General features: G+C 35.8%; 21 protein-coding genes. 2 read left to right on the plus strand and 19 right to left on the minus strand.

What is annotated here, in order from left to right; genetic code table 11:
- Positions 1-77: 77 nt before the first annotated feature.
- From ACW0TQ_RS14565 to ACW0TQ_RS14580, 4 genes are all read right to left on the minus strand, one after another.
- Positions 78-1,097 (minus strand): LacI family DNA-binding transcriptional regulator, encoded by a 1,020-nt coding sequence (locus ACW0TQ_RS14565; RefSeq protein ID WP_042535782.1) that lies wholly within the window; start codon positions 1,095-1,097, stop codon positions 78-80.
- A gap of 86 nt (positions 1,098-1,183) precedes the next feature.
- Entirely contained in the window at positions 1,184-2,023 is an 840-nt protein-coding gene (locus ACW0TQ_RS14570; protein WP_193064268.1) for a sugar ABC transporter permease, read from the minus strand.
- On the minus strand, positions 2,023-3,330 hold the full coding sequence (locus ACW0TQ_RS14575) for a sugar ABC transporter permease (RefSeq protein WP_042530140.1): 1,308 nt from the start codon (positions 3,328-3,330) through the stop codon (positions 2,023-2,025). Before ACW0TQ_RS14575 ends, ACW0TQ_RS14570 begins: the two co-directional genes overlap by 1 nt.
- Before the next feature lie 98 nt (positions 3,331-3,428).
- A complete protein-coding gene (locus ACW0TQ_RS14580; RefSeq protein WP_256704991.1) occupies positions 3,429-4,697 on the minus strand; it encodes a sugar ABC transporter substrate-binding protein in 1,269 nt (422 codons plus the stop codon).
- Positions 4,698-5,023: 326 nt separating this feature from the next.
- On the opposite strand from ACW0TQ_RS14580, the gene ACW0TQ_RS14585 reads away from it, so the two are divergent.
- Positions 5,024-6,784, plus strand: a complete 1,761-nt coding sequence (locus tag ACW0TQ_RS14585) for a glycoside hydrolase family 13 protein (RefSeq protein WP_332094396.1) — start codon at positions 5,024-5,026, stop codon at positions 6,782-6,784.
- Between the two features lie 283 nt (positions 6,785-7,067).
- Here the strand turns inward: ACW0TQ_RS14585 and ACW0TQ_RS14590 are convergent, their stop codons facing one another.
- Genes ACW0TQ_RS14590 through ACW0TQ_RS14605 form a run of 4 tightly spaced genes read right to left on the minus strand, consistent with a single transcriptional unit; the run spans position 7,068 to position 10,857 of the window.
- Positions 7,068-8,036: a sugar phosphate isomerase/epimerase family protein gene (locus tag ACW0TQ_RS14590; RefSeq protein WP_332094397.1), complete on the minus strand. Its 969-nt coding sequence runs from the start codon at positions 8,034-8,036 to the stop codon at positions 7,068-7,070.
- Positions 8,037-8,052: 16 nt separating this feature from the next.
- A complete protein-coding gene (locus tag ACW0TQ_RS14595; protein ID WP_042530131.1) occupies positions 8,053-9,087 on the minus strand; it encodes a Gfo/Idh/MocA family protein in 1,035 nt (344 codons plus the stop codon).
- A 6-nt stretch (positions 9,088-9,093) separates the two neighbouring features.
- A complete protein-coding gene (locus ACW0TQ_RS14600; protein ID WP_256704993.1) occupies positions 9,094-10,122 on the minus strand; it encodes a Gfo/Idh/MocA family protein in 1,029 nt (342 codons plus the stop codon).
- Between the two features lie 27 nt (positions 10,123-10,149).
- Positions 10,150-10,857 carry a ThuA domain-containing protein gene (locus ACW0TQ_RS14605; protein ID WP_042530128.1) on the minus strand — a complete coding sequence of 236 codons (708 nt, stop codon included), beginning with the start codon at positions 10,855-10,857 and terminating at the stop codon, positions 10,150-10,152.
- 192 nt (positions 10,858-11,049) lie between these two features.
- Between ACW0TQ_RS14605 and ACW0TQ_RS14610 the strand changes: the two genes are divergently transcribed.
- The gene (locus ACW0TQ_RS14610; protein ID WP_042530125.1) at positions 11,050-11,823 is read left to right on the plus strand and encodes an AraC family transcriptional regulator; all 774 of its coding nucleotides are present in this window, start codon (positions 11,050-11,052) and stop codon (positions 11,821-11,823) included.
- 348 nt (positions 11,824-12,171) lie between these two features.
- Here ACW0TQ_RS14610 and ACW0TQ_RS14615 read toward each other — a convergent pair whose 3' ends face one another.
- The 11 genes from ACW0TQ_RS14615 to ACW0TQ_RS14665 form a co-directional block, all read right to left on the minus strand.
- Positions 12,172-13,290: a glycoside hydrolase family 172 protein gene (locus ACW0TQ_RS14615; protein ID WP_332094398.1), complete on the minus strand. Its 1,119-nt coding sequence runs from the start codon at positions 13,288-13,290 to the stop codon at positions 12,172-12,174.
- A gap of 27 nt (positions 13,291-13,317) precedes the next feature.
- Positions 13,318-14,142: a carbohydrate ABC transporter permease gene (locus ACW0TQ_RS14620; protein WP_042530121.1), complete on the minus strand. Its 825-nt coding sequence runs from the start codon at positions 14,140-14,142 to the stop codon at positions 13,318-13,320.
- A gap of 3 nt (positions 14,143-14,145) precedes the next feature.
- Complete coding sequence (locus ACW0TQ_RS14625; RefSeq protein ID WP_332094399.1) at positions 14,146-15,078, minus strand: carbohydrate ABC transporter permease; 933 nt, start codon at positions 15,076-15,078, stop codon at positions 14,146-14,148.
- A 21-nt stretch (positions 15,079-15,099) separates the two neighbouring features.
- The gene (locus ACW0TQ_RS14630; protein WP_332094400.1) at positions 15,100-16,398 is read right to left on the minus strand and encodes an ABC transporter substrate-binding protein; all 1,299 of its coding nucleotides are present in this window, start codon (positions 16,396-16,398) and stop codon (positions 15,100-15,102) included.
- Between the two features lie 74 nt (positions 16,399-16,472).
- Entirely contained in the window at positions 16,473-17,480 is a 1,008-nt protein-coding gene (locus ACW0TQ_RS14635; RefSeq protein ID WP_042530119.1) for a substrate-binding domain-containing protein, read from the minus strand.
- Between the two features lie 470 nt (positions 17,481-17,950).
- Positions 17,951-18,574, minus strand: a complete 624-nt coding sequence (locus tag ACW0TQ_RS14640) for a DUF624 domain-containing protein (RefSeq protein ID WP_368901336.1) — start codon at positions 18,572-18,574, stop codon at positions 17,951-17,953.
- Between the two features lie 23 nt (positions 18,575-18,597).
- On the minus strand, positions 18,598-19,491 hold the full coding sequence (locus ACW0TQ_RS14645) for a carbohydrate ABC transporter permease (RefSeq protein ID WP_332094401.1): 894 nt from the start codon (positions 19,489-19,491) through the stop codon (positions 18,598-18,600).
- 12 nt (positions 19,492-19,503) lie between these two features.
- Entirely contained in the window at positions 19,504-20,358 is an 855-nt protein-coding gene (locus tag ACW0TQ_RS14650; protein WP_084613013.1) for an ABC transporter permease, read from the minus strand.
- A gap of 310 nt (positions 20,359-20,668) precedes the next feature.
- Positions 20,669-22,345 (minus strand): extracellular solute-binding protein, encoded by a 1,677-nt coding sequence (locus ACW0TQ_RS14655; RefSeq protein ID WP_052485102.1) that lies wholly within the window; start codon positions 22,343-22,345, stop codon positions 20,669-20,671.
- 196 nt (positions 22,346-22,541) lie between these two features.
- Positions 22,542-24,278, minus strand: coding sequence for a cache domain-containing sensor histidine kinase (locus ACW0TQ_RS14660; protein ID WP_226894996.1), 1,737 nt, complete (start codon positions 24,276-24,278; stop codon positions 22,542-22,544).
- 16 nt (positions 24,279-24,294) lie between these two features.
- Positions 24,295-25,833 (minus strand): response regulator, encoded by a 1,539-nt coding sequence (locus tag ACW0TQ_RS14665; RefSeq protein ID WP_256704998.1) that lies wholly within the window; start codon positions 25,831-25,833, stop codon positions 24,295-24,297.
- Positions 25,834-25,924: the final 91 nt, after the last annotated feature.

A 25,924-nucleotide genomic window follows, 5' to 3' on the forward strand; every position in this document is an offset into this window, starting at 1 on the left:
CAAATCGTTATAATAACAATATAAAGCATATTTACAAAGAAATGAAAAGTTCTATTAAAATTAAAATTTATATTTTTTCACTTTTTTAAACGAACAGATTCACGGTAAACAATATCGTGTGGAATTATAATCCTTTTTCTAGTTAGCTTCTGATTCATGCACATCTTAATAATTGCTTTTGCTGACTCTACACCTAGCTGATAAATTTGAATATCAACAGTTGTCAACGCTGGTTTTATAATCTCTGAAAAATAAATATTATTGAAACTAGCCAACGATATATCTTCAGGAACTTTAAGTCCATATTCCTCTAACATGCTAATAACACCAACACTAATTAAGTCATCACTTACAACTATTGCATCCGGCTTAACTTCAAGTTTTAAAATTTGTTCCACAGCTTCTCTGCCGCCAGACTTTAAAAATTCTGTATGAAGCGCATATTCTTTTAGTACAGGAATCGCAGCTTCCTTCAAAGCCATTTCATAACCCTTTTGCCGATCAATAGTTACAACAAGATCAGCTGCTCCTCCAATAAAGGAAATACGTCTGTGCCCATTTTCTATTAAATACGCGGTAATATCTTTTCCTGCTTTTATGTTGTCGTTATCTACATGAACAATTTCATTTTTATACTCTAAAGGTTTTCCTACTATAACAAACGGAAAATCTTTCTCTTTTAAGAAATCTATAATTGGATCATTTAAACGGGAATAAAGTAAAATTATTCCGTCCACATACTTCCCTAAAACCATTCTTTCAACTTCTTTAAACTTTTCTTGCTCTGTTTGGCCAGTTGATAAAAGTATTGAAAATTGTTCTTGATGAAAGTAAGAACCTATTCCTCTTAAAACCTCTGCAAAAAATGGATTTTGCAGAGATTTATCTGCGGAGGAAGGCATAATGACACCAATTGTCTTTGTAGACTGTACAACTAAATTTCTTGCGGTTAGGTTAGGATGATAACCTAAATCTTGCATTGCTTTTCTAACTTTTTGCTTTGTCTTCTCGCTAATCCTCGAATTATTTGCAATCACTCTTGATACGGTGGATGGAGAACATCCGGTAGCCTTTGCTATATCCTTAATAGTAACAATTTTTATCACCCTCTAATTAGCTGGTTTATACAAATTTAGATTAAAACATTATATATAATATCCTTTCTTATATTTTAACCTATACCCTAGCCTTTTGTACCGCCTGAAGCCAAACCAGAAATTAAGAATCGTTGCAAGAACAAATAAATTGTTGCAATTGGTACAGCAATTAATACAGAACCTGCTGCAAATCTAGTAAAATTATTAGCAAACTGATCATTAATAAAATTATACAACCCTACAGCTAATGTATAATTCTCTTCACTGGATAACACAATAGAAGGAAGTAAGAAATCAAATAATGGAGCCATAAAATTAAATAAAGCAACCACTGCTAGAATTGGTTTTGCTAGTGGTAAAAGAATACTCCAAAAAATCCTAATAGGTCCTGCTCCATCGATTTTAGCGGCTTCATCCAATTCCTTTGGAATCGTATCAAAATACCCTTTTACAAGCCAGGCATTAAATGGTATTTGTCCTCCTAAATAAATTAAAATTAACCCTGTTAAAGAATCTAATAATCCAATCATATTTAAGAAAATGTATAGTGCTACCATCGCCATCATTACAGGGAACATTTGTAAAAGCAAAAAGATGTATAGCCCATTTTTACGTCCTACAAATTTAAACCTTGAAAAAGCATAAGCAACAAATGCTGTCAAAACAACACTTCCAATAGCGTTGGCAAAAGCAACAATTAACGAATTTTTATACCATAATAGATAATCACTTTCCGGACTGAATAGCCATTGATAATGTTCCAATGAAAAATTATCTGGAATAATACTAGAAGAATACAGACTTGTACCCTGATTCAGTGACATACCAATTGTCCAAAGAAGCGGATAAAAAATAACAACGGCAACAACTGCCAATATGAGATAAATAGCAGTTAATTCTAGCTTCGATTTTAATTTTGAATTCATTAAATGTCACCTTCTTCTTTAAAGGATCTTGTTCTACGGAATTGGTAAAAAGCAAATCCCGATACAATCAATCCCATAATAATTGAAATAACAGCTGCCATTGAGTAATTATTTGTATCAAAAGTTAATTTATATACCCAAGATATCAGAATATCCGTTCCACCAGCATTCTGTCCTCGTACAGCAGGACCGCCTTCATTAAATAAATAAATGACGTTAAAATTATTAAAGTTTTGAGCATATTGCATGATCAATAATGGCGCAGTTGCAAACATAACATGAGGAAACGTAATATTTTTGAATTTTTGAATCCGTGAAGCCCCATCAATATCTGCTGCTTCGTACCAATCTTTTGAAATACTTTGTAGTATCCCTGTAAATAGTGCAAAAATAAATGGAAACCCGAGCCATGTTTGTACCATAATAATAGCTACCCGACTATAGAGCGGGTCACTCAGCCAAGCCACCCCATCCCCGCCAAATAAAGGAATAATAATATCTCGGTTAATCGCTCCAAAATCATCATTAAACATCGCAGCAAATACAAGAATGGTCACAAACGCTGGAACAGCCCATGGCAAAATTAAAATTGTCCTAATTAATTTTTTAAATTTTAGTCTTTCATCATTTACCAATACTGCTAGAAAGAAACCTAAAGCAATCTGTAACGTTGTAGCAACTACCGTCCAGACAATGGTCCAGACAAATACACTGAAAAAGGTTTCTTGCCAAATTGGAACAGTAAATAAGTTTTTGAAGTTATCCAAACCGACCCAGTCTACTAAGTTCCGTGGCGGGGAATGGTATAAATCATAATTTGTGAATGCTAATAACAGAGAAAACAATAAAGGAAAAATAACAACAAAAATCATTAAGAATAAACCTGGAAAAGTAATAATATAAGGGAACGAATAGTCATAAACTTCTTTAATAACTTGTTTAAAACTTAATGGTACCCATCCCCTTTTTATTTTTTGGGCTTGTTTTCTGGCATCGAGCACATTAAACACATAAAGTGTAATTGCTATCACTGTAACAATTAAAGACAATACTCCTAATACCAGTAATCGAATGGAATGGTCAACCCCTGGGATAGTACCTAATGTACGTAAACCCCAAAGGCCGTAATTTATCGCCTCTAAAAATGCAAATAGAAATGCTCCTTCGATAACAATAAAGATAGCTCCTTTAATGTATCTGCGGTTATATAACTGACCTAACCCTGCAAATAATATGGAAAGTATAGTAGCAATAGCAGGGTTATGTTTTTGAAAATTCTTTTTTGGCTTTTTTTCTGGAGTAGTCAACCTTCCCCCTCCTTCAACTTTAAGTTAATGTACATAATAAAACCTCTTTTACATGCAGTTTGTTTAAATTAAAAAGAGGAGCTTATCTCCTCTTTTAATTATTCTCCTCCGCCTGCAGATTGTATATTATTATTAATCTGATCTACAGCTTCTTCTAACACTTCTTGGGCATCTTGCCCTTCAGCCAGGAATTGTAATGCATTTTGCATCGGTTCCCACACTTGAGCCATTTCTGGGGAACTCGGCATTGGGACGCCAAACTCGATTTGTTCAGCAAAGTCTGCATACATCGGATCTTCGATATTATTTAAAGCCTCTTCATTCGGAGGTAACTCTCCTGCAATATCATAATAAGTTTGTTGGTTCTCTTCATTTGTAATAAACATTGCTAAATCTTGAGCCCAATCCTTATTATCTGAATAATATGAAACCATCCAAGATTTAACACCTACAAATGTGGCGCTTGGCTCATTATTTATTTGTGGAAAAGGAGCAAATCCTAAATCATCACCTAAAGCGTTTTCATAAACTGGAATACTCCATGGTCCATTTATAACTGCACCTATTTTCCCTTCCGTAAACAATCCGTCAATTACATCTGCATTTGTACCTGCGGGGATTTTCCCAGATCCAAAAAATTCTTGATAAAATTCTCCGCCTTCAATTGCACCATCATTTGCTAAACCTACATCTGTCACATCATAGTCACCAGCTTCTCCCCCAAAGATATAACCGCCATAGTTTACTAAGAATGGATAAGCAAAATAGAAATCATTTGGTCTCATCAAAAATCCGTATTCGTCATTAGAAGCATCCGTATGTTCTTCAAGAATGTCTAACACATCTTCCATTGTTTCTGGAGCTTCACCCACTATACTTGTATTATAAAAAATACCATATGTTTCAATAACTGCAGGTAATCCATATATATCTGTTTCATCATCATAAGTATAAGTTACAGCGTCTACTGCTGCATCTACATATCTATTTAATTCATCATCGGTAACATCAAGAGGTTCTGCTAGTCCTTGCGCAACAATATTTCCAATTTGGTCATGCGGTTGATAGAACAAATCTGGCCCATTCCCTTCAGGTCCAGCTAATGATAACTGCTGTAATTGCTCAACCATTGGTTGTCCTTCTACCCTAACTGATATGCCTTCCTGCTCTTCGTACCTCTCTACAATCTCATTAATGGCTTCCATTTGCTCATCTTGATCATTCATCCAAATCACTAGTTCTTCTGGTTTTTCTTCTTCTCCGCCAGCACTTTCTTCTCCAGGTTCTTCTCTGTCAGGTGCACATGCTCCTAAAATTAGAACAAACAAAAAAGAAACTAATGCAAAGAAACGAACTTTCCCTCTCATATTCCCAACTCCTTTTTTTATTCCACATTTGCGCAAACGTTTGCACAAATATTCTAGAGTTAATACTAATCTATTATTTATTTTTTTGCAAGGGGTTTCAAAAAATATTTTTTTGTTGAATGGAGAAGTGTTAGAAAAATAGTCATTTTTTCCAAAAGAAAAATTTCTATTATATTTTCCTCTTGACTTATGACAGACTTTTTGCCAATAATAGATTTAACTACTTCATGTTTCACTAAAAATTTAAGGGCAATGCTTTGTCATAACAACAACCCCTGTTTTCTTAACCAGAAAGCAGGGGTTGTTTATTTTTAAGGAGGAGTTCCATGTTAAAAGAAGCCATATATCATAGACCGAAAGGGAATTTTGCTTACGCTTACAAAGAGAAAATATTGCATATTCGGCTGAAGACGAAGAAAAAAGATGCAAACAAAGTAAGCTTGATTTACGGTGATCCCTATGATTGGAAGAAGAAAAAATGGACTTATAAGAAAAAGCCGATGTCTATTTCCGCTTCAGATGACTTATTTGATTACTGGTTCATTGAACTTGATGTGCCTACGAGACGCTTAAGATATGGTTTTGAAATAAGCGATGGGAAGAATACATTAATTTATACAGAAAAAGGGTTTTATCCAAATATAGAAACTGACGATATATCCTACTATTTTTGTTTTCCATTCATCAATCCAATTGATATTTTTAAAACACCTGATTGGGTGAAAGAGACAGTGTGGTATCAAATTTTCCCGGACCGGTTTGCAAATGGAAATAAGAAAAATGATCCGGAGAAGGTTTTGCCCTGGGCTAGTGAAGCACCTGCCTTAGACAACTTTTTTGGCGGGGATTTTGAAGGTATCATTAACAATTTGGATTACTTAACTGATTTGGGAATAAACGGGATCTATCTGACTCCTATTTTTAAAGCATATTCCAACCACAAATACGATACCATTGACTATATGGAAATTGATCCGCAATTCGGAGACAAAGAAACGTTTAAAAAGCTTGTGGATGAATGTCATCAAAGAGGAATACGTGTGATGCTGGATGCTGTTTTTAATCATAGCGGTCTGTACTTTGGTCCTTTTCAGGATGTGCTGGAAAATCAGGAGAAATCGAAATACAAAGATTGGTTTCATCTGCATGAATTCCCGGTAAAGGATGTCTATCCACCTAACTATGATACATTCGGATATGTTGAAACGATGCCAAAACTAAACACAGAGAACCCGGAAGTCCGTTCTTACTTTTTAGATGTTGCCGCATACTGGATTGAAGAATTTGATATTGACGGCTGGCGTCTGGATGTAGCAAATGAAGTAGATCATTCCTTCTGGAAAGCATTCCGCAAGAAAGTTAAATCAATTAAACCTGACTTATATATTCTTGGAGAAATATGGCATGATGCACTCCCATGGTTGGAAGGAGACCAGTTTGATGCAGTCATGAACTATCCGTTTACCTTGGCAGGTTTAGATTATATTGCCAAAGAAAAGATTGACACTAAACAATTTGCTGACCGATTATCCAAATCTTATGCTTCTTATATGGAAAACAGTAATGAAGTGGCCTTTAACTTGCTCGACAGTCATGATACTCCTAGAGTTTTGACAGAATGCGGCGAGGATGTTAAAAAGGTTCGTCTATTGTATGCTCTGTTATTCTCTTTCCCTGGCACACCTTGTGTGTATTATGGCGATGAAATTGGTATGACTGGAGGAGAAGATCCCGAATGCAGAAAATGCATGGTATGGGATGAGGAGAATCAAAATACCTCTCTAAAAAACTTTATTAAACAATTTATTCAACTGCGCTTTACTGAAAAAGCATTTACACAAGGGAAGCTATCTATTATTCAGCCAAAAAAAGATGACTATTATTTTCATTTTATCCGAACGGTTGAAGACAGCTCTATTCACTTTTTTATAAACCCTGCGAATCAACCGACTGAGGTATCACTTGACTGTACTTCTACTAATCACGTTTTTAATCTATGGAATCAAAAGAAAATGCCAATTGAAAATAATAGTTTACGCATAGAAGTGCCAGCTAATGATTTCCTTATTTTAAAATTACAAAATTAGTATTATCTAATGATAGAATATATTTTTTAATTTCTTTCACCGGGTGTTATTTAAAATAAATAGTAAAAATAAGGGCTTAAATTTTTTTCATTACGAAATTATATAGAGTAAAAGTAACTGAAAGATATCTGTAATGAAAATGGAAATGTATTAGGATTTGCATTAATGACAATAGACCGCAGAAGGCATATTATTTTTATAAGATATAAAAAAGGAATTTCACATAACATGCGAAATTCCTTTTTTTCTATTTTTAGCTAGTTATATTCTCAGTGTTTTTGTCTTAAGCCCACCACATAGAAGCTGGAGGCTCCACGATATTCACCTGTTTTAAGTTCTTCACTGCAGCTTGAAAACCTTCTTCAACCGACATAATCGGATCTTCATGCTCTATACTAATCACATAATCATAGCCATATGTCCGAAGCGCACTCACAATATTCGACCATTCCTGAATACTATGGCCATACCCTACGGAACGAAAAGTCCAGGCACGTGTCTGCACTTCTCCATAAGGCTGCATATCAGTCAGCCCGTATATATTCACATTATCCTGGTCAATATACGTATCCTTAGCATGGAAATGATGAATGGCACCAGCTTTTCCAAGAATCTTGATTGCTGCTACCGGATCAATTCCCTGCCACCATAAATGACTCGGATCCAGGTTCGCCCCAATGGCATTATTTGTTGCTTCCCGCAGTTTTAGCATCGTATGCGGTGTATGGACGAGAAAACCGGCATGCAGCTCCAATCCTACTTTGACACCATGGTCTTCTGCAAATTGTCCCTGCTCTTTCCAATACGGAATCAATTTTTCTTCCCATTGCCATTTTAAGATATCGGCGTATTCCGTCGGCCAAGGGGTTACCGGCCAATTAGGATATTTCGAATCTTCATGGGAGCCCGGTGTACCTGAAAATGTATTAACAACCGGAACATCCAGCATCTCTGCCAAACGCACCGTTTTGATGAATGTATCATGGCTGGCTTTTGCCTGAGCTTTATTTGGAGAAACAGGATTATCATGACAGCTGAATGCGCTGATGGTTAATCCGCGTGATTCAATCTTATCTTTAAATTCTTTTCGCTTCTCACTGCTTTCCAATAATTCATCGATTTGACAATGCGCTGTACCGGGATTACCGCCTGTCCCTATTTCTACCGTATCCAGTCCAGCACCTTTCACATAATCAAGCATGTCTTCCAGCTTTTTATCTGCAAATAAAACCGTAAATACACCTAATTTCATTTTTCTCAGCCTCCCTTTAATTAATCGAGATACTTTTTCCCTGTTCACTGCTTTCATAAATGGCATCAATGACCTTCGTTACCTGCAGCGCATCCTCTGGACTGCTTTTCAATGTATCTTTCCCCAAGCAGGCATCGACAAAATTCTGTGCCTGTAAAAGGGCCGCTTCCTGTTGATCTTCCTTCGTATCGGCATGTGTCTCCACCATTCTATGATACTTCGGCTGATAGAATTCATAAGGAAAGACATTTACCCCTCCATTTTCGCCGGATATCGAGATATGTGTTTTATCCGCTTTGATATTTGCGGCCCAGGAGCATTCAAATAGCAGGGTGCTTCCATCATCAAAACGGATGTAGGCACTCACATGGTCATCGACGTCAATCGCTTCATGATCATAGCTTCCCCAGTCGTTAACCTGATCTGGCTGCTTACTTAAACACTGATAGGTTTGAGCATTGACCTCTATTGGTTTCGAAGGGGAAACAAGCCAAAGGGCTGTATCAAGTAAATGGCATCCCCAGTCAATCAAGCTTCCTCCGCCTTGAAGCTGTTTGTTTATAAATACACCCCAGCCTGGGACCTTTCTTTGCCGCATGGCTTGCACGCGCGTAACAATAGGTGCTCCCACTTCCGGCATCGACTCTTTTGCCAGCATCACAGAATCTACAAAACGATAATGATATCCAACCATTAATAGTTTATTATTTGCTTCTGCCGCTTCCAGCATGCGCTTTCCTTCATCTGCATTCATTGCCATTGGTTTCTCACATAAAACATGAACCCCTTGATTTAAGGCAGCAACTGCTATTGATTCATGAAATTTATTTGGTGTGCAGATGGTCACCGCATCTACGTGCTTGAACATGTCCAAATAATTTTCATATACATGAGGAATCGCATATTTTTCCGCTACTTCCTTCGCGCGGACCAAGTTAACATCCTGTACACCTGTTATTTCTACTTTATCACTTAATGACTGATAAACAGGGATATGGCGGTTTTCCGCTATTCCCCCTGCTCCAATCAGTCCCATTTTCAAACGCTTCATGATTTGTCACTTCTCCAAGGAATAGATTCTTTTTGTTTCAACGGATTCTAATGCTGCTAAAATAATAGCGAGCGATTTCTTTCCTTCTTCACCGTCGATCAAAGGTGTTGTATCATTTTGAATGGAATCAATAAAATGATCAATGACATGTGTCGTTGTCTGGCCGCCTTCATCATTGGACTGAATGGCGCCCAGCTCGTATTTTACTGTTTCGCCATTCGTATATTGAACAACTAAAGAGTACGTCGGGTCATCTTCTAAACGTAATGTAGCTTTCTCTCCGTAAATAATGGTGGAATTATCTTCTTTCGCTGTATAAGCCCAGCTGGCAGCTAATGTCCCAATCGTGCCTTTTTCTGATTTAAGTATCAGCGTCGCGTTATCATCTACATCTGCATTTTCTTTCGCACTGGTTTCCACGAACGCACCAACTTCTACAAATTCATCCTGTAATAAATAACGGACTAAATCAGCTTTATGCACGCCTAAATCTCCCATTGCCCCAATAAATGCTTCGTCTTTTTTAAAGAACCAGCTATCTTTGCCATCTGCACTCCATCCTTCTGGTCCGCCATGTCCAAATGTGGTACGGAAGCTGTAAACCTTGCCAACCGCTCCAGATGCAATCAGTTCTCTGGCTTTTTGATGCGAGTTGACAAAACGCTGATTATGTCCGATCATTAATTTCTTTCCACTTTGCTGTGCCGCTTCAATCATCTGATCTGCCTCTTCTGCAGAGGTTGCCATCGGCTTTTCACAAAGCACATGCTTTCCGGCATTCAGTGCATCCACACTGACAGGTGCATGTAAGTAATTTGGCAGACAAACGCTGACAGCATCAATGTCATCTTGTTTCAACAGTTCCTTATAATCTGTATATGCCTTTGCTTCATATTTAACCGCTGCTTCTTCTGCCCGTTCCCCGACGATATCGCACACTGCCGTGATTTCCACATGTTTATTTACTGCATATTCCGGCAGATGGCGATGCTTTGCTATACTTCCGCATCCGATAACCGCTATTTTCAAACTCATTTTACCGCTTCCTCTCTCTATCTTGATTTATTTTTCAATCGGCTGATAATTGCCATACGTATGCTTTGGAGTATCTTGATTCTTAGCCCATTCTACTGCATTTTTGATTACTTGCTGGACCTCAGCCTGATGATACGTCGGATAGGTTTCATGGCCAGGACGGAAATAGAATATCTTCCCTCTACCGCGTTTAAATGTTGCTCCGCTGCGGAAGACCTCTCCGCCGGTAAACCAACTGACAAAAACCAATTCATCTGGAGCAGGAATATCAAAATGCTCTCCATACATTTCTTCTTTTTCAATTTCAAAATATTCGCCAATTCCTTTGGCAATGGGATGAGATGGATCTACATTCCATACACGCTCTGTATCATCCGATTCACGCCATTTTAAATCACAGCCTGTCCCCATCAGTGATTTAAAGATTTTAGAGAAATGGCCGGAGTGAAGAACAATTAATCCCATTCCTTCTAATACACGCTGTTTTACGCGTTCCACAATGTCATCCTGTACTTCCCCATGCGCCATATGCCCCCACCAAACCAGGACTTCTGTGTTATTCAGCACTTCTTCTGTTAATCCATGCTCCGGTTCGTCTAATGTCGCTGTTGTTACGTCATGCCCTGCTTCTGTTAAAAAGCCGGCGATTGCGCCATGGATACCTTTTGGGTAAATGGATGCAACGGTTTCATTTGTTTTTTCGTGACGATTTTCATTCCATACAGTTATATTCATTCCTGTACCTCCTAGTTGTCTTATTTGCGTAAAGTAACGATTAATAAATCCAATAGAGAGAAAAACAGATCACAAGGATATAATCGCTTTCATTTACAGATAATCTAATTATTATCATAAAGGATATTCTATCAATTTAACATAAATGATATAATGAAAACATGAACTATTTAATTATAAAAGGAGAAAAATATGAGAGTCAGCTTTTGCGGTTATTCCTATCATAACCAATTATTTCACACGATGCATAAATCTCGTTATGCCTCATATCTGTTTCGATTACAGATCGAAGGTAAAGCGAAAATTAAAGTAAACAATGAAACACATCATATTGAAAAAGGCGATTTATTAATTGTCAAACCCGGGGAAACCTATGAACTGCATGTAGCAGAAGGCCAACAAAGCGGTGACTATTGCTTATATTGTGAAGGCGAAGAAGTTGACCAGCTTTTTCGCCACAGGCCAGTACTTTCCAAAATTACGATGGATCACACCGTCTTAAATTTATGGCAATCCCTCTTTATTGAAGAAAGAAGACCGGAAAAAGAAAAGAATAGTAAATTAACTCACTACTTGCTAAGTGCACTTTGTGTTTCTCTAGAACGCTCATTGGATAAAAAATCAACAGACATTAACAGACCTTATATTGTTACAAAGATGATGCGCTATATTGAAGAAAATGCAACCAAACAAGACTTCAAAATAAATGATATTGCAAATTATTGTAATATGAGTGTGTCAAGATGTGTTCACCTTTTCAAGGAATATATTGGACAAACAATGGTGGAATATGCACAATCGATTCGGATTTCTACCGCAATCAATCAGATGAAATATACAACAATGACATTAGAAAATATTGCCCAAAACTGCGGCTTTGGCTCTTATTCGTATTTTCACCGTGTTTTCAAGAAATTTCATCTTGTTTCTCCAAGGGAATATCGTGAGAAAATGTTTGAATCTTAATGGTTGAATAAGCAAGTCAGTAAATTAAAAATTCCAGTGAACCATCCAAAGCTAAATAGAATTTATACCTTTAAACAGCTATATCTGAATTACTTATAACTCTATACCCCTTTGTTGGCTTATAGCAATAGTACCTTTAAGTATTGCAGCCCAGGAAGTCAAAAATTAATAGTTACTTTTAAAAAAAGTTATTTAATGAACTATGCTGAAGTTCTATTTTAATGGCAATTATCAAATCTCTTATCAAAATAATTTCAGTTATGCCGTGAGAGATTAGATTAGAAAACTCTCAATAAAGAGAAACTTCCTTGTTTTGTGCTAAGAAGTTTCTCTTTTTATCCCTGTATCTTATCTTGGTCGTCTCTCTTTTGTTTCTGGGAATTTAGGAAACGGCTGATGCGGCATTGTTTGATACCAATATGCAACTGATGAAATATCATCTGCACGTTCAAACAATTTAATATCATCATTACCTATTTGTTGAAGCGTCACTGTCAATTTTTCATCAAAACGTATTGGATCCGGTAAATGCCAACGATACAGTCCATGCATTGGCAACGCATCTCTTCCGAATCCATGCGTCGGAATACTATCTTTAGTTGGAAAATTATCCCTTGTATGATCCTCCGTAGATTGAAAAGCATAACCTAAAAACGGTGTATTATAAGTGGATGATCGAATAACTCCATCTTTATGTTTTTTATGAAAAGCCCAAGCTCCGCCAAAATAATCTTCGGTACCTGTGCCGCAAATAGTCGGATATTTTTCATCATCATCAATATAGAATTTAAATTCTCCTTCGCCCCACCAATAACGCTCCAGTGCAGTTAAAGCAAGATAGGTTCCAACATAATGCCCCTTTCCTTCAATATTCCTGACTACCGTATAATCTTTTGCTTCCTTCGTATATTTTTCTCGACGCCATTGTGCATGAAAATATGCTGTATCATCGTCTATTTCGTCTTCTACGGTATAATTAATAGTGTAGAAGAAAGCATCAATATCTCCCTCGTGTTCATTTGTTATTTCGATACGTGCTTTTTTCCTAAATGGCATTGGAAAATAACAATTCATTGCTCCGGATGGATTAACTACGATAGGCATAGAATTAATATCACATCGTGTTCCAAAGCCATTACAGAAGAAGTCTCCCAATGGAGTTTCAACAGATGGTGTTTCTTCATTATCCCAATACATCCGCAATACAAGATCTCTTAGTACAAAGCTTCCGTGTATGGTTGCATCTGTCACTGTCATCCAAATATGACGAATAGTTCCCGGCCCCTCTATTTCTGCCAATGTCAAGGTTTCCCCACTCTTTATTTGGATCATCGGGCTCCCTTTTCTGCTTGGTCCTAACTCACTTCCTTCTTTACCACCTTCTCCGGCTGCTCCAGTAGGATTCTCTGGATTAATAGACCTGCTTTTATTCTTTTTTAACTTTTCAATTCCTTCTAGTGTAAACATTTCAAAACTCCCTTTCTATATTATAATTTATCCTTTTATTGCTCCTCCGGTTAGACCGGAAATAATTCCTTTTCTGAATATAACTGTTAATATAACAATTGGTAGCATTGCAATGATTGAACCGGCAAATATGGTGCCGTATGGAATGGAATATGGACCACTGAATAGTGCAATACCAACCGAAACCGTCCGCATTGACGGATCTGAATTTATAATTAATGCCAGGAAGAATTCAATCCATGTTGCAATATAAGTGAAAATCGCTGCTGTAAATAACCCAGGCTTAATTAAGGGAAGGTATATTTTGTAAAAAATAGTAAATACATTTGCTCCATCAACTCTTGCGCTTTCTAGCAACGAAGTCGGAATCTGTACAAAATAATTTCGTAACAACCAAACTGCGAATGGCAAATTAAAAGCTATATAAGGGATTACCAGTCCAGTATATGTGTTCAACAAACCTAAATTATTCAGCATAATATAGACGGCCGGCGCAACGGTAACTGGAGGAAACATCGATAAAATCAACAGTCCAACCATCATTGGATATTTATTCGGTAATGGCAGTTTTGCTATAGCAAAGGCTGCCATACTTGAAAATATTAGTACAATAATTGTTGCAGATACAGATACAATCATACTGTTGAATAAATTTTCTAAAAAACCAAAATCAACTAATGCTTCCCGATAATGATCTAGTGTCCATGTTTCCGGAATTAAACTGGGCGGATAATCCCCCAATTCAGATGCCGGTTTTAAAGACGTAATAACTATCCAATAGAATGGGGCTATAATAATAGCCAAAAAACTAATCAAAACGGCATAACGGCCAGCAGTGGATAATCGTCGCATAGGTTAAGACTCTCCTTTCACAACAGAGCGAATCAGCGGATAAAATGTAATTGACAACATAATAATGAAAAATACAACGCTTACAGAAATCGCTGAACCTAGACCAAAATTCAAATTCTGAAACAATGATTTTTGTGCTAACATTGCAACTGGTTGGGTAGCGTTACCCGGTCCGCCACCTGTTAATACAAACGGTAAATCAAATACCCCAAAAGCTTGTAATAAGCGAAAAATAATAGAAACTGCAATACTACCTTTAATAGCTGGCAACGTAATCTTCCAAAATTGTTGCCAAACATTTGCTCCATCCATGGAGGCAGCTTCATATTGATCCTTTGGAACCATTTGTAATCCTGCTAATAATATAATGACAACAAATGGGGTGGTCTTCCATATTTCTGCAATCATCATGCTGATAACAGCTGTATCGGGAGTCGCCAGCCAAGCAATTGGGCTGTCAATCAGATGTAGTGTTTCCAAAACATAGTTTAATACGCCATAGACAGCATTGTAGATGTATGACCACATCTGACCGGATACGACAGTGATTAACGCCCATGGGATTAACATAACAACCAGAGATACATTTAATAAACGCTTCACTTTATTAATCGCTAGCGCAATTAACAGTCCTAGCACAATTTCAACAGCAACCGTGACAAAAGCAAAATAGAATGTAAACCATATGCTATCCCAATAAACCGGGTTGGTGAAGATATCAATGTAATGCTGCAGCCCAATAAAATCGAATATATACCCGCTGCTTGAGATATCTACATTGCTTAAGCTCATACGAATGGTGTAAAAAATTGGATAGAACATAATCGCTGCAAGCACCAGAAAAGCAGGAAGTACCATTAAATATCCGGGCACGTTTTTTTTCCATGGTCTATGATGCAAGGGTTGTTGATTCACATTTTTAGTTCTATTTGACATGCCTAAACCTCTTTTCTTGTGTTATAATCCAGATTCATTTGCTGATTTTATTTGTTCTTCCATAACTTCCAGTATTTCCTTAACATCTCGATCTCTGACAAACATATCATTCACATTCATATATATACCTTCAGAAATAGCATTATAGTTTGGAGATTTCGGCCTTGGTGTCGGAACTGCTTCTTGATAAATTTCTAATATAGGATATTCCTGAATCATTTCAGGATCTTCCGTAATACTGATATTGGTCGGAATCATATCATGTTTTTCTACCATCAGCCTTTGAGCTTCTTCACCTGTTAAATAATCCATAAAAGCTAAAGATGCTTCTAGGTTCTCTGTATTTGGGTTGATAAACACATTCCATCCGGATTGTGTTGTGTTACTTTCTCCGCCTTCAAAGGCAGGAAGCGGTACTATTCCTACATTTTCACTTATTGCAGAGGTATCCGGATCCTGTAATTGACCATAGTAACTCATCCAATTACGTAAGAAAGCTGCTGATCCTGAACTAAACGTATTCGTTGCTTCATCTTCATGAAAAGTAGCTACTGCATTTGGTGTTGCACCGCTCGTAAACAACTCTTTTACAAAGGATAAAGCTTTTTCTGTTTCCGGTGAGTTAATCACGACATTCTCATCTTCATCTAAGACATCCCCGCCTGCTGCACGTAAATATTCTAAGAAATTTGTCGTTAACCCTTCATAAGAAGCTCCCTGCCAAACGAACCCGTAGTCCACATATCCCTCTTCTTGTAATTGTATGGAGGTTTCTTGCAATTCTTCCCATGTGCTCGGAACAGGCAACCCCGCTTCTTCTAAAATATCCTCGCGATAATAAAGAACGCCGATATTATCATAGAATGGAGCACCATAGATTCCGCCTTCATAAGTAACAGAATCAATCAATGTTTCTGGAAAACGATTCCAAAATTCCTCTGGCATTACATTTGACAAATCCATTGCAATGTTTGCATTCCCAAATTGTGCTGGCCAATTGGAATCCCCGCTGTAAATATCCGGTGTTTCGTTTTGCCCTCCAATTGTGGTCGTATAATAAGTTTGTGATTGATTTGTAGTAGACGGTGCTTCCTCCAACTCAACATTAACGTTTGGGTATTGTTCTTCAAACCCTTCTATTAATTCTTGTCTTAACCCTAATCCGGAAAGGCCTCCGCTTGACCATACAATTGTTCCTTCTGGCTCAGAATAGTCTACAGGTTCCTGCATATCCTCTTCAGAAGAAGCATTCTCATTATTACTACAACCTACTATTAATAAAAGTAGAATAATATTAGAAAAACAAATGATTTTTTTCATTTTCTTCATCCTCCACGAAAAGTTAAACGTTTAACTTTCGAGTTAAAAATTAATAAGTTTATCAAACTTATTATTTAAATTTTACTTTGAATACACCCGCATGTCTCTCCAATAATCAATTTATTCTTTAACTCCTCTGTCTTTTTATTTTCTCCGTTTTTTATATCTAATAACTTTTGTATTGCTTGCTCCCCTATTCTTTGAACAGGTTGCTCAATAATAGTGATTTGCGGATGTAAAAATTCCATCCATGGTTCTATATCAAATCCTATAACTGCAATGTCATCAGGAATTTTTTTATCTCTTTTTTTCAGCTCTCTATATGCTCCTAAAAGTAATTGGTTATTCGTAATGTAAACTGCTTCTATACGAGGATTTTGGTCCAATAAATTTTTCATTGCTTTCTGACCAGTTTCAATACTTCCGTCACCACAAGCTATAAAGTTGTCTTTTACAGAGAAACCAGCAGATTTCATTGCCTTCATATATCCCTGTTTTCGATCTTCCATAGAGGAAACTTCCGTATTTGCATAAATAATACCTATTTCTTTATAGGAATGTTCGTTGATTAGATGATTGACTGCTTCAACTGAAATTTGTTCATTATTTGTAGCTAACGTATATTCTTCCAGACCAGGCACTTTACGATCCAAAAAAACCATAGATGTGTTATTTAGATAGCGTTTTAATTTTTCCTTTGTCCATCCTTTTGTTGGTGCCATAATAATTCCTTCTGCTCTTTGTTGCATCAGAGAATCAAGAAATGACTGTTGTGCTTCTATGTCTTCCCCTGTACTTCCTACAATAATTTTCCAACCTAAGGCTTCTGCTTGAACCTGTATTCCATTAAGTACATCTGTAAAAAATGGATTATAACCAATGGTTAAAACACCAATTAATTGGCTAGAACCAGATTTAAGCTGGCGAGCGGATGCATGTGGTATATAACCTAATGTTTCAACAGATTTTAACACTTTCTCTTTCGTTTCTTTCTTTACAGATTTTGTACCATGTAATACATGCGATACTGTAGCTGTTGATAAACCGCAATGTTTACTTACATCTTTCAAAGTTACGTTCAAAAGACACCCTCTCCTAAATAAAAAAGTTAAACGTTTAATATTTAATTACATAATAAAGATATCGCTTTCAATTGTCAATAAATATCGAGATTTTTTATTCACTTATATAAGTTGAACTTAATATTTTACCTTTCGGCAACCGCTACAGAAAAACACTTCTTTTCCCATGGTAGTCTCTAGGATTTTTCTCCGCTGGTTACAGTGCTTATCCTTTAAATAAATAGTTAATTTTTAGACACAAAAGAAAGATTTATTAATTCACTTAATATTGATTGCAATAGTAAATGTCTCACTCTTCGGAGTGACACTATACAATGTTTGAATAGAATTTCTTAATAAGTTGCCTAAGTCAACTTATTAAGAAATTCAGCGAACTCTCCTGCTAAAGTCTGACAGTTTATCAAAGGATTCGTTTAATATGCTAGAATTTTATTTATCTTTTATCAATACTATTTTCCAAAAATCTACTGTTAAGTCTCATACTTTTCAAATATTCTTCTAATCATAAAAGAGCTAACGTAAGCAATAAAAGAAAAACCAATAAAAATATCCATATATATTTTTATTACCAGCCATAATGGTGAGAAGAGCATTAACACTCCGGGTCCCAGTATAAAGACAATAATTAATAAAATAAAATACATATTGGCTATACTTATTTTTATTACATTTATACAAGCTTCTTTTATTGTACAGTTATAACGTGCAATATATGGAAAAATCAGTACAAGATATATACAGAAAATGGCCGAGAACATTACTAAACTCATTAAAATTATTGTTGAAAATTTTCCAGTATAAAATTGTAAAAAGAAATAGTTTAATGCTAGAATTATTCCGAATAAAGCTAAAAGCCCCCAAATAAGCGTACTTTGTTTGAAATTATTTTTGAATGCCTGCCAAAACCCGTTGATTAGCCCACCCTCTTCACCCCTAACCATTTTCAACGTAATTGAAAACATAGCAGTAACAGAAGCACCAATTGTTACAATCGGCAAACTGAAAAGGATAAACACTATATTTAGTAAAATCAATTCTACTACTCTAGATAAAAAATGATATACAGGACCGTCTATCCCTAAGATACTCCCCATGTTTTATTCCTCCCCAGTTGACACTATTCTTTAACAGATCCCACAACAATACCCGTTACAAAGTATTTTTGAAGAAAAGGATAAATCAATAATAAAGGAATCGTAGAAACTACTATTTTTGCTGCATTGAGATTCCGATTCTGTACTTCAGCAATATTCTGCAGCGCATCACTACTTGTACCAGACCTCACCAACTCAGAAATATCAATGGTAAGAGACTGAATATAGGTCATAATCGGATAGTTACTTACTTGACTCATATAAATAAGTCCTGTCATAAAATCATTCCAGTTACCTACAATACTAAACAATGCCACTGTTGCTAGAGCCGGCAAAGAAACCGGAATATAGACTTTAGTTAATATTTGCAGTGGACTGGCACCATCAATAATAGCTGCTTCTTCCAAAGATTTTGGGACACCGACAAAGAAATTCATAATTAAAATAACGCTAAAAATTGGTACTGCCCCCGGTAAGACTAAAACCCAAATGGTATCTAATAAATTCAGGTTCCTGATGATAATATAGGTCGGAATTAATCCGCCGCTAAATAACATGGCAAAAATAATGATGTTCATATAGATATTTCTACTCTTGAATTCACGTTTCGTTTTGGATAATGGGTAAGCCATTAACACAATTAATGTCAAGTTAATTACTAAAGCAAGCACCACGCGCTGTACAGATATAAAGAATGATCTCCAGAACTGTGCATCCTCCATAATCATTTCGTAAGCACCTGTTGAAAAATTGACCGGCGTAAGTCCAACTATGTTAGCCGCCACTGCTGCCCCGCTGCTGAAGGATATAGCAACGATATTCCACAAGGGTAATAGACATATTAACCCCAAAAATATAACGATAAGATAAATGATAAATTTTCCCATTTTCGTGGAGAGACTATTTCCTTGTATCATTTATACTCCCCCTTAGAATAATTTTCTTTCTGTGAATTTTTTGGCTATATTATTAGCTGACAGTATTAGAATCAAACCAATTACAGATCTAAACAAACCTACAGCTGCTCCAAAACTGTAATCACGTCCGACCAAACCTTCTCTATATACATAAGTATCAATCGTATCCCCAGTTTCATAAACCATTGGAGAATAGAGGTTATATACTTGATCAAAGCCGCCTTCTAGTACACTTGGGAGACTTAAAATGGCTAAGAGCAGGATAATCGGCAGCATCCCCGGTAAGGTAATATGCCAAACACGTTTCCACCAATTTGCTCCATCCATACTGGCAGCTTCATGCAAGCCTGGATCGATAGAAGCAATAGCAGCTAAATAAATCACGGAGTTAAAGCCAAACTCTTTCCAGACATCCGAACCAATTAATAAGGGCTGAAACCAGGTATTACTTCCAAGAAAATTAATTCTATCCAGACCGAACGAATCTAAAATTTGATTAACCGTTCCGTCCAAACTAAATAAATTGACCACAACCGTTGCCAAAACTACCCATGATAAAAAGTGAGGTAAATAAACAATAGTCTGTACAGATTTTTTAAGCAATTTCACACGAATTTCATTTAATAAAATCGCAAATGCAATTGCAAGCAGCGAACCAAAAATAATTTTCCCTAATGCAATTACAATTGTATTCCGAAACACTTTTCCAATATCAGGAAGGTTGAACATATAACTGAAATGTTCCAGTCCTACAAACTCTGAACCAAAGAAACCTTTTGCCGGTACAAAATCCTGAAAAGCCATGATGATTCCAAACATTGGCGCAAAGCTAAATATAAGCAAAAAAATCATTCCTGGCGCTAGCATAGCGTGGTAGGTTAATTTCGCCTTTTTCACATCTTTCTTACGATCACGTGCAGGTGCAACCTGATTATTTATTGCCAACTTCTTTCCCTCCTTTAAAGAAAACTTGGTATTCGTTAAAGGGAGTCTTGAAAGCGTATTTTGCTTTCTTAGAATCCCTTATGCTCTGGAGTGCAAGCCTTTCGGCGAATGCCTTAGTTGCGCTTATACTTGGTACCTAAAAATTTTTACTACGTCGAATCACTTCTGCGCTAAAATTTTATGCTTTCCTAATGTGTAACAGAGGGGCTGTTGCTCAACCCCTCTTCACTATCTATTCTTGTTGAGTCAGCTCTTCTTCTATTTCATCCAGGATTTCGTTACCGCCTTGATTATGCCAGTTGTCAACAAACGTATCAAAATAATCAACCGGCTCTGCTCCTGTTATAATCTTAATAAAGTCTTCTTCTTCTAACTTTGTTAGATTAGCTCCTTTTTGTTCCATTGTTGGTGTGTTCACCACATAAGCTGCTTCTACCCAATTAAATCGTTCTTCTTCCGTCAGCTTGTTCATTAACCCCCACCCTACAATACGGGAATGATAGCTAGACCAGTTAGAAGTTGGTGCGTCCTCAGGATTTTCCGTATAATTTTCAATTCCATTTATACTTTGTCTAACTTGAGGATTAGTAATTTCTTCAACAGCCATCTCTTCATTCAAAACAGCTTGAACATCTTGATAATCATCCAAATATGTCTGCATTGGAAGAACTACGATGTTAAATGGTTTCGTTGAATCATCGACACCTTGTTCCAAATATTCTGCGACCTCAGGGAACGTATTTTCCATATCCTCTTCTGTTGTATTTTCAATGTCGTCATAAAATAAGTTCAACATTTCGACTGCTTTCTCTGGATGCTCATATCCTTTCCTGACAACGATAAAATTACTGCCTGTTGTTTTTTGTTCGGGTACATTTACTTTGCCCTCATCATCCGCTAATGCATAAGCTGTAAATCTTGCATCATTATCCATCTCTCTAATATTCGATAACCCCCAGTCCGGTATGTGCCAAGGGCCTGTTGCGATACCTGTTTGCCCATTTGTAAGCAAGGCCATAATGTCATCAAATGACCTCGTTCCAAATTGCGGGTCAATGATACCTTCCTCAAACCAGTCATTCATTAATTCAAGTGCTTGTTTTGTACCTTCTGATGTTGATCCATAAGAAATACTGCCATCTTCTTCTATTAAATATTTTTTAGGCTGTCCTTCATAAACCGCAGCAATAGAATTCATCGTAAATGATCCATAATCTCCTGCATTTAAATAATTTTCAAAAGGTATCCCAACCGGATTGCCAGAATCACCTGGATCATTTTCAATGAAAGATTTTGCAACTTCTTCCAATTCGTCCAAAGTAATCAGGCTGTCTCCATCTTCATCTATTGATAAATCTAATTCTTCTAACCAATCCTCACGTATCCAAACCATTTGCGGTGCTGCCAGAGACTCCGTTCCCGGAAGTGCCATAAGGCTGTCCTCAAAGGTCGCATCTTCTAAAGGCTGATTATCATAGGTGGCATAGGTTTCTTTAATATAATCACTCGCATTTTCTTCATATACATCGCTTAAATCTTCAATTAAATCATTATCGACTAAATCTTTCAGCTCCTCTCTGGAAACGATCATCATATCTGGTAAATCTCCAGAAGAAATAGCCAAAGCTACTTGCCTGTTATAGTCTTCTCCCTCTGCTTCGAATGCATTTCGAATCTCTATATCTAATACTTCTTCAGCTACACGAGTATACGCATTATCTTCAAAAGTATCCCCTTCAGGCAGTTTAGGATTGGAGCCTGTCGAACGGCCGATATTGATAATAGGCTTGCCATCTTCTGTTGTTGTTTCCCCATCATTGGAAGATTTCTGTACACATGCAGCTAATGTACTGGTTAGCATTAATAAGATTATTAGTAATTTAATATTTTTCAATGAATCCGTTTTCATTTTCTTATAATCTCCCTTCATATTCTGTCTTTCTAGCAAAATCATGGCCATCGATTTCGTATAAATTTATTTTAATTGATGTTTGATGCATGGGAAATATCAAATAATCCGTTTTCATATACTATTTTCCGGAATATTTTATTATTTTCATGCTTGAATTAAAAAAACCCCACAACTATTTTGTGGAGTTTTTCTCCTATTCATCTACATGGTGAGACAATTGTGTCTCTCCATGAACAATTGGGATAACCAAAGTTACTTTCGTATAGTAATCCATTTCACTTTCATACTTTAAACCGTAAGAAGAACCATAAAATAATTGCACTCTATTATGGACATTTCTAACACCATATCCTTCCGTCTTGGTAGTTAAGATGGACTGTAGCTTCGTTGGTTCTATTCCTGCTCCATTATCAGTCACAGAAAATTCTAATGTATTTTCTATTCTTTTTAATTTGATCATCAATTTCCCACGCTCAGAACTTTCTTTATGGTCGATTCCATGATTAATAGCATTCTCCACTAATGGCTGTAAAAGTAAATTTAACATGGTATAGTGATAAGTTGATTTATCCAGTTCATAATGTACATCAAATGAATTGGAATGCATTAATTGTTGAATATTTATATAAGAAATCACATTTTCAAGTTCTTTCTCTACTTCTATAATACTTCTCCCTTTATTTAAAGTAGTTCGATAAAAGCTGGACAGGTGTTGAGTCATCTGACTGATTTCTTCTTGTTCTGCCATAATAGCTTTACTATTAATCAATGAAAGGCTATTGTAGAAAAAATGCGGATTGATTTGCGCCTGTAAAGCTTTCATTTCATATTCTTGCTGGGCAATTTTACTTTTATATACCTGATTGATCATATTATTTAATTTATTGACCATATCTCCAAATTGTTTGATTAAGCTTCCAATTTCATCCGTACCGCTGTTAAAAACGGAGACTGTCAAATCTCCTTCTTCTATCTTTCGCATATTTTCCGATAGTTTTTCTAGTGGTCTAACCACTACTTTTGCCAATAAATAAATAGATAATACCATAATTAAAATACTTAATAAGATAACCAATACAACCGTTACTCTCATCGGAAGCGTAGCAGCTGAAATAATATCAGTCGGCCGATATAAATAAACAGTCCAACTATAAGAAGGTAATTCAGCTTGTTGAATGACAAAATCAGATTCAATGTTATCAACACCTTCTGCTGACTCTAATAATGAAAATTTACCTTCCAGACTTCTATCAGAAAATGTTTCATATGAATAAACAGGATTTCCGTCACTGTCCAAAATTGCGACACCATAATCCTCTTCAAATAAACTGGACATTGAGTCAAAAAATTGTTGATAATTTATTTCCATTTGAAGAATATTATTATACATTCTGCGTTCATCAAATATTGGATAAATCAGCTTAAATATTTCATCCTCCGATGAAGCTACCAGAGTTGGCCGATTCGAATCCTTAGTACTGTTAAACCAGCTATTTTGATTAATGTCTGCCAGCGGTCTCAGTAATTGATCATAAGGGTTCATTTGATTATCGGTATAAACAGTAATAGAATCAATATCCGTCTGTAAAGTTGGCGGGGTAGCCAATGTAGGAGCCAATGTATCATTATAAAACTTATACATTTCATAGTTGCTATCATACTCTGCAGTTAATCCATTTTTTATTTCTTCATTCCATACAATTTGATTAACTATGTTCAAATAATTATCGATTTTATAATCTATATTTAGAATGGACTGGTTTAATGCTTCAGAAAGATTTTCATTTTCACGGGTAACTAATGAATCTTGTATTTGGTAATACCACATACTTCCTAACGTCATAATAGGTAAGCAGCTGGCAACAATACAAATCAGTAATATTTTCTTGCGGAATTTTAAATTAATAAAGCCTTGTTTAAAAAGATTCATCTCATTCACTTCACCTCTACCTTCTTTTCATCTCCCGGTATTTTTGGGGACTGACACCTAAATGCTCTCTAAAAATTCTAATAAAATAGGAATCGTTTTTATAACCAATCACTTTACTTATAGTATTCACTTTCATATTGGTATTACTAAGCAATTCTTCTGCTTTATTCATCCTTACCTGTTTAATATATTTATTAATTCCTACCCCAGTATCCTGTTTGAACTTATCACTTAAATAACCAGGCGTTAAATATACTTTTTCCGCTAACATGTCTAAACCCAGGTCTTTTTCTATATTCTCTATAATATATTGTTTCACTATTTCAATGACATGCTTCGGTGAATTCTTTTCTTCTTCTAATCCTTTTATTACTTTCCTTTGTACTTCCAGTAAAGTCTGCTTGATGTCAGAGAAATGTTTATAAGAGTAGATTAATTCAATGTATCTATTCATGCTGTCTTTACTGTATTCCGGCATTGTCTGAAAAAATAACTGCAGCAGCCGGGCGAACAAGAAGCGAAGATAACCTTGTGCAGTATTCGTTCTTTTATCGTACTTTTGAATAATTAGACTTATCTTTTGCTCTAATTCTACTGTATCCCCCTGTTGAAGTGCTCTTTCGATTTCTTCTAATAAATATTCATCTTCTTTGTACTCTTTACTATCTGTTAATGGTGTATCAATTGGATAGATAAAGACATCTGAATAAAAAAAGCGATCTTTTAAGTAACCTTCTAACTCATTATACGTTTGAGCTATTTGGACTGGATTCTTCATATGATTACTTACAGAGAGAACACAATTGATGCCATATGTTTCTTGGATTTTTTGTTGTATTTGCATAGCAGCTTCCTTATATGTAAATGGTCTCCTTAAATTATCTTTAAATAGTAAGACGATTTGAAAAGGATTTAGATTAATTACGTCATATTTACTATCTAATGTGGCTCTCTTAATTACTTCATAAAAATATTCATTTTCTTCCTCAAACAAACTATCCAAAAAAGCAGTATCAGAATGGACAAGAATCATTCGATTATAGTCATTTAAAAAATCAAAATTTAAGAAAGGGTATTCATTTTTCAATATATCTATCGGTGTTTGATTTAATAAACGATATAGAATATGCTGTTTTATAAATAATTGATTTACTTCTCTTTTTTCTTGTTCCTCTTTACGTTTTCTAATATTCCTCATTACTTCTGTCATTGTTTGATTAAATTCTTCTGGTTTAACAGGCTTTAATATATAATTATCAGCTCTTAGCGTTAGCGCTTTCTTAACAAAATTAAAATCATCATGACCGCTAAAAAATATAATTTCTATATCATCATAGCGCTCCCTTACTTTCGTTGCTAATTCTATACCGTTTACAAAAGGCATTTGCACATCAGTAAGTAAAATATCAGCAGGGCTTCTCACTAATTCTTCAAAAGCTTCTTTCCCATTAGCCGCTTCTATTATTTCTAACTCGAAATCAAATTTTTTTAATAAAAAACGAATGACGTTTCTTTCATCTTTTTCATCATCTACAATTAGAATACGATACATCATCCGACCTCCTTTATTAAAATATAACATTCATTTAAAGATATGAACTATGTTTATTCTAAATTATCTTTTGAGAAAACTTCATAATTTACTA

Source organism: Oceanobacillus sp. M60, assembly GCF_053839645.1.

Bases quoted from the DNA above. Each gene is read 5' to 3' on its own strand.
- ACW0TQ_RS14580 (WP_256704991.1), bottom strand. From the start codon at position 4,697: ATGAGAGGGAAAGTTCGTTTCTTTGCATTAGTTTCTTTTTTGTTTGTT.
- ACW0TQ_RS14640 (WP_368901336.1), bottom strand. From the start codon at position 18,574: ATGGGGAGTATCTTAGGGATAGACGGTCCTGTATATCATTTTTTATCT.
- ACW0TQ_RS14615 (WP_332094398.1), bottom strand. From the start codon at position 13,290: ATGTTTACACTAGAAGGAATTGAAAAGTTAAAAAAGAATAAAAGCAGG.
- ACW0TQ_RS14665 (WP_256704998.1), bottom strand. From the start codon at position 25,833: ATGATGTATCGTATTCTAATTGTAGATGATGAAAAAGATGAAAGAAAC.
- ACW0TQ_RS14655 (WP_052485102.1), bottom strand. From the start codon at position 22,345: ATGAAAACGGATTCATTGAAAAATATTAAATTACTAATAATCTTATTA.
- ACW0TQ_RS14630 (WP_332094400.1), bottom strand. From the start codon at position 16,398: ATGAAAAAAATCATTTGTTTTTCTAATATTATTCTACTTTTATTAATA.
- ACW0TQ_RS14645 (WP_332094401.1), bottom strand. From the start codon at position 19,491: ATGATACAAGGAAATAGTCTCTCCACGAAAATGGGAAAATTTATCATT.
- ACW0TQ_RS14590 (WP_332094397.1), bottom strand. From the start codon at position 8,036: ATGAAATTAGGTGTATTTACGGTTTTATTTGCAGATAAAAAGCTGGAA.
- ACW0TQ_RS14570 (WP_193064268.1), bottom strand. From the start codon at position 2,023: ATGAATTCAAAATTAAAATCGAAGCTAGAATTAACTGCTATTTATCTC.
- ACW0TQ_RS14605 (WP_042530128.1), bottom strand. From the start codon at position 10,857: ATGAATATAACTGTATGGAATGAAAATCGTCACGAAAAAACAAATGAA.
- ACW0TQ_RS14650 (WP_084613013.1), bottom strand. From the start codon at position 20,358: ATGCTAGCGCCAGGAATGATTTTTTTGCTTATATTTAGCTTTGCGCCA.
- ACW0TQ_RS14610 (WP_042530125.1), top strand. From the start codon at position 11,050: ATGAGAGTCAGCTTTTGCGGTTATTCCTATCATAACCAATTATTTCAC.
- ACW0TQ_RS14600 (WP_256704993.1), bottom strand. From the start codon at position 10,122: ATGAGTTTGAAAATAGCGGTTATCGGATGCGGAAGTATAGCAAAGCAT.
- ACW0TQ_RS14620 (WP_042530121.1), bottom strand. From the start codon at position 14,142: ATGCGACGATTATCCACTGCTGGCCGTTATGCCGTTTTGATTAGTTTT.
- ACW0TQ_RS14585 (WP_332094396.1), top strand. From the start codon at position 5,024: ATGTTAAAAGAAGCCATATATCATAGACCGAAAGGGAATTTTGCTTAC.
- ACW0TQ_RS14625 (WP_332094399.1), bottom strand. From the start codon at position 15,078: ATGTCAAATAGAACTAAAAATGTGAATCAACAACCCTTGCATCATAGA.
- ACW0TQ_RS14595 (WP_042530131.1), bottom strand. From the start codon at position 9,087: ATGAAGCGTTTGAAAATGGGACTGATTGGAGCAGGGGGAATAGCGGAA.
- ACW0TQ_RS14660 (WP_226894996.1), bottom strand. From the start codon at position 24,278: ATGAATCTTTTTAAACAAGGCTTTATTAATTTAAAATTCCGCAAGAAA.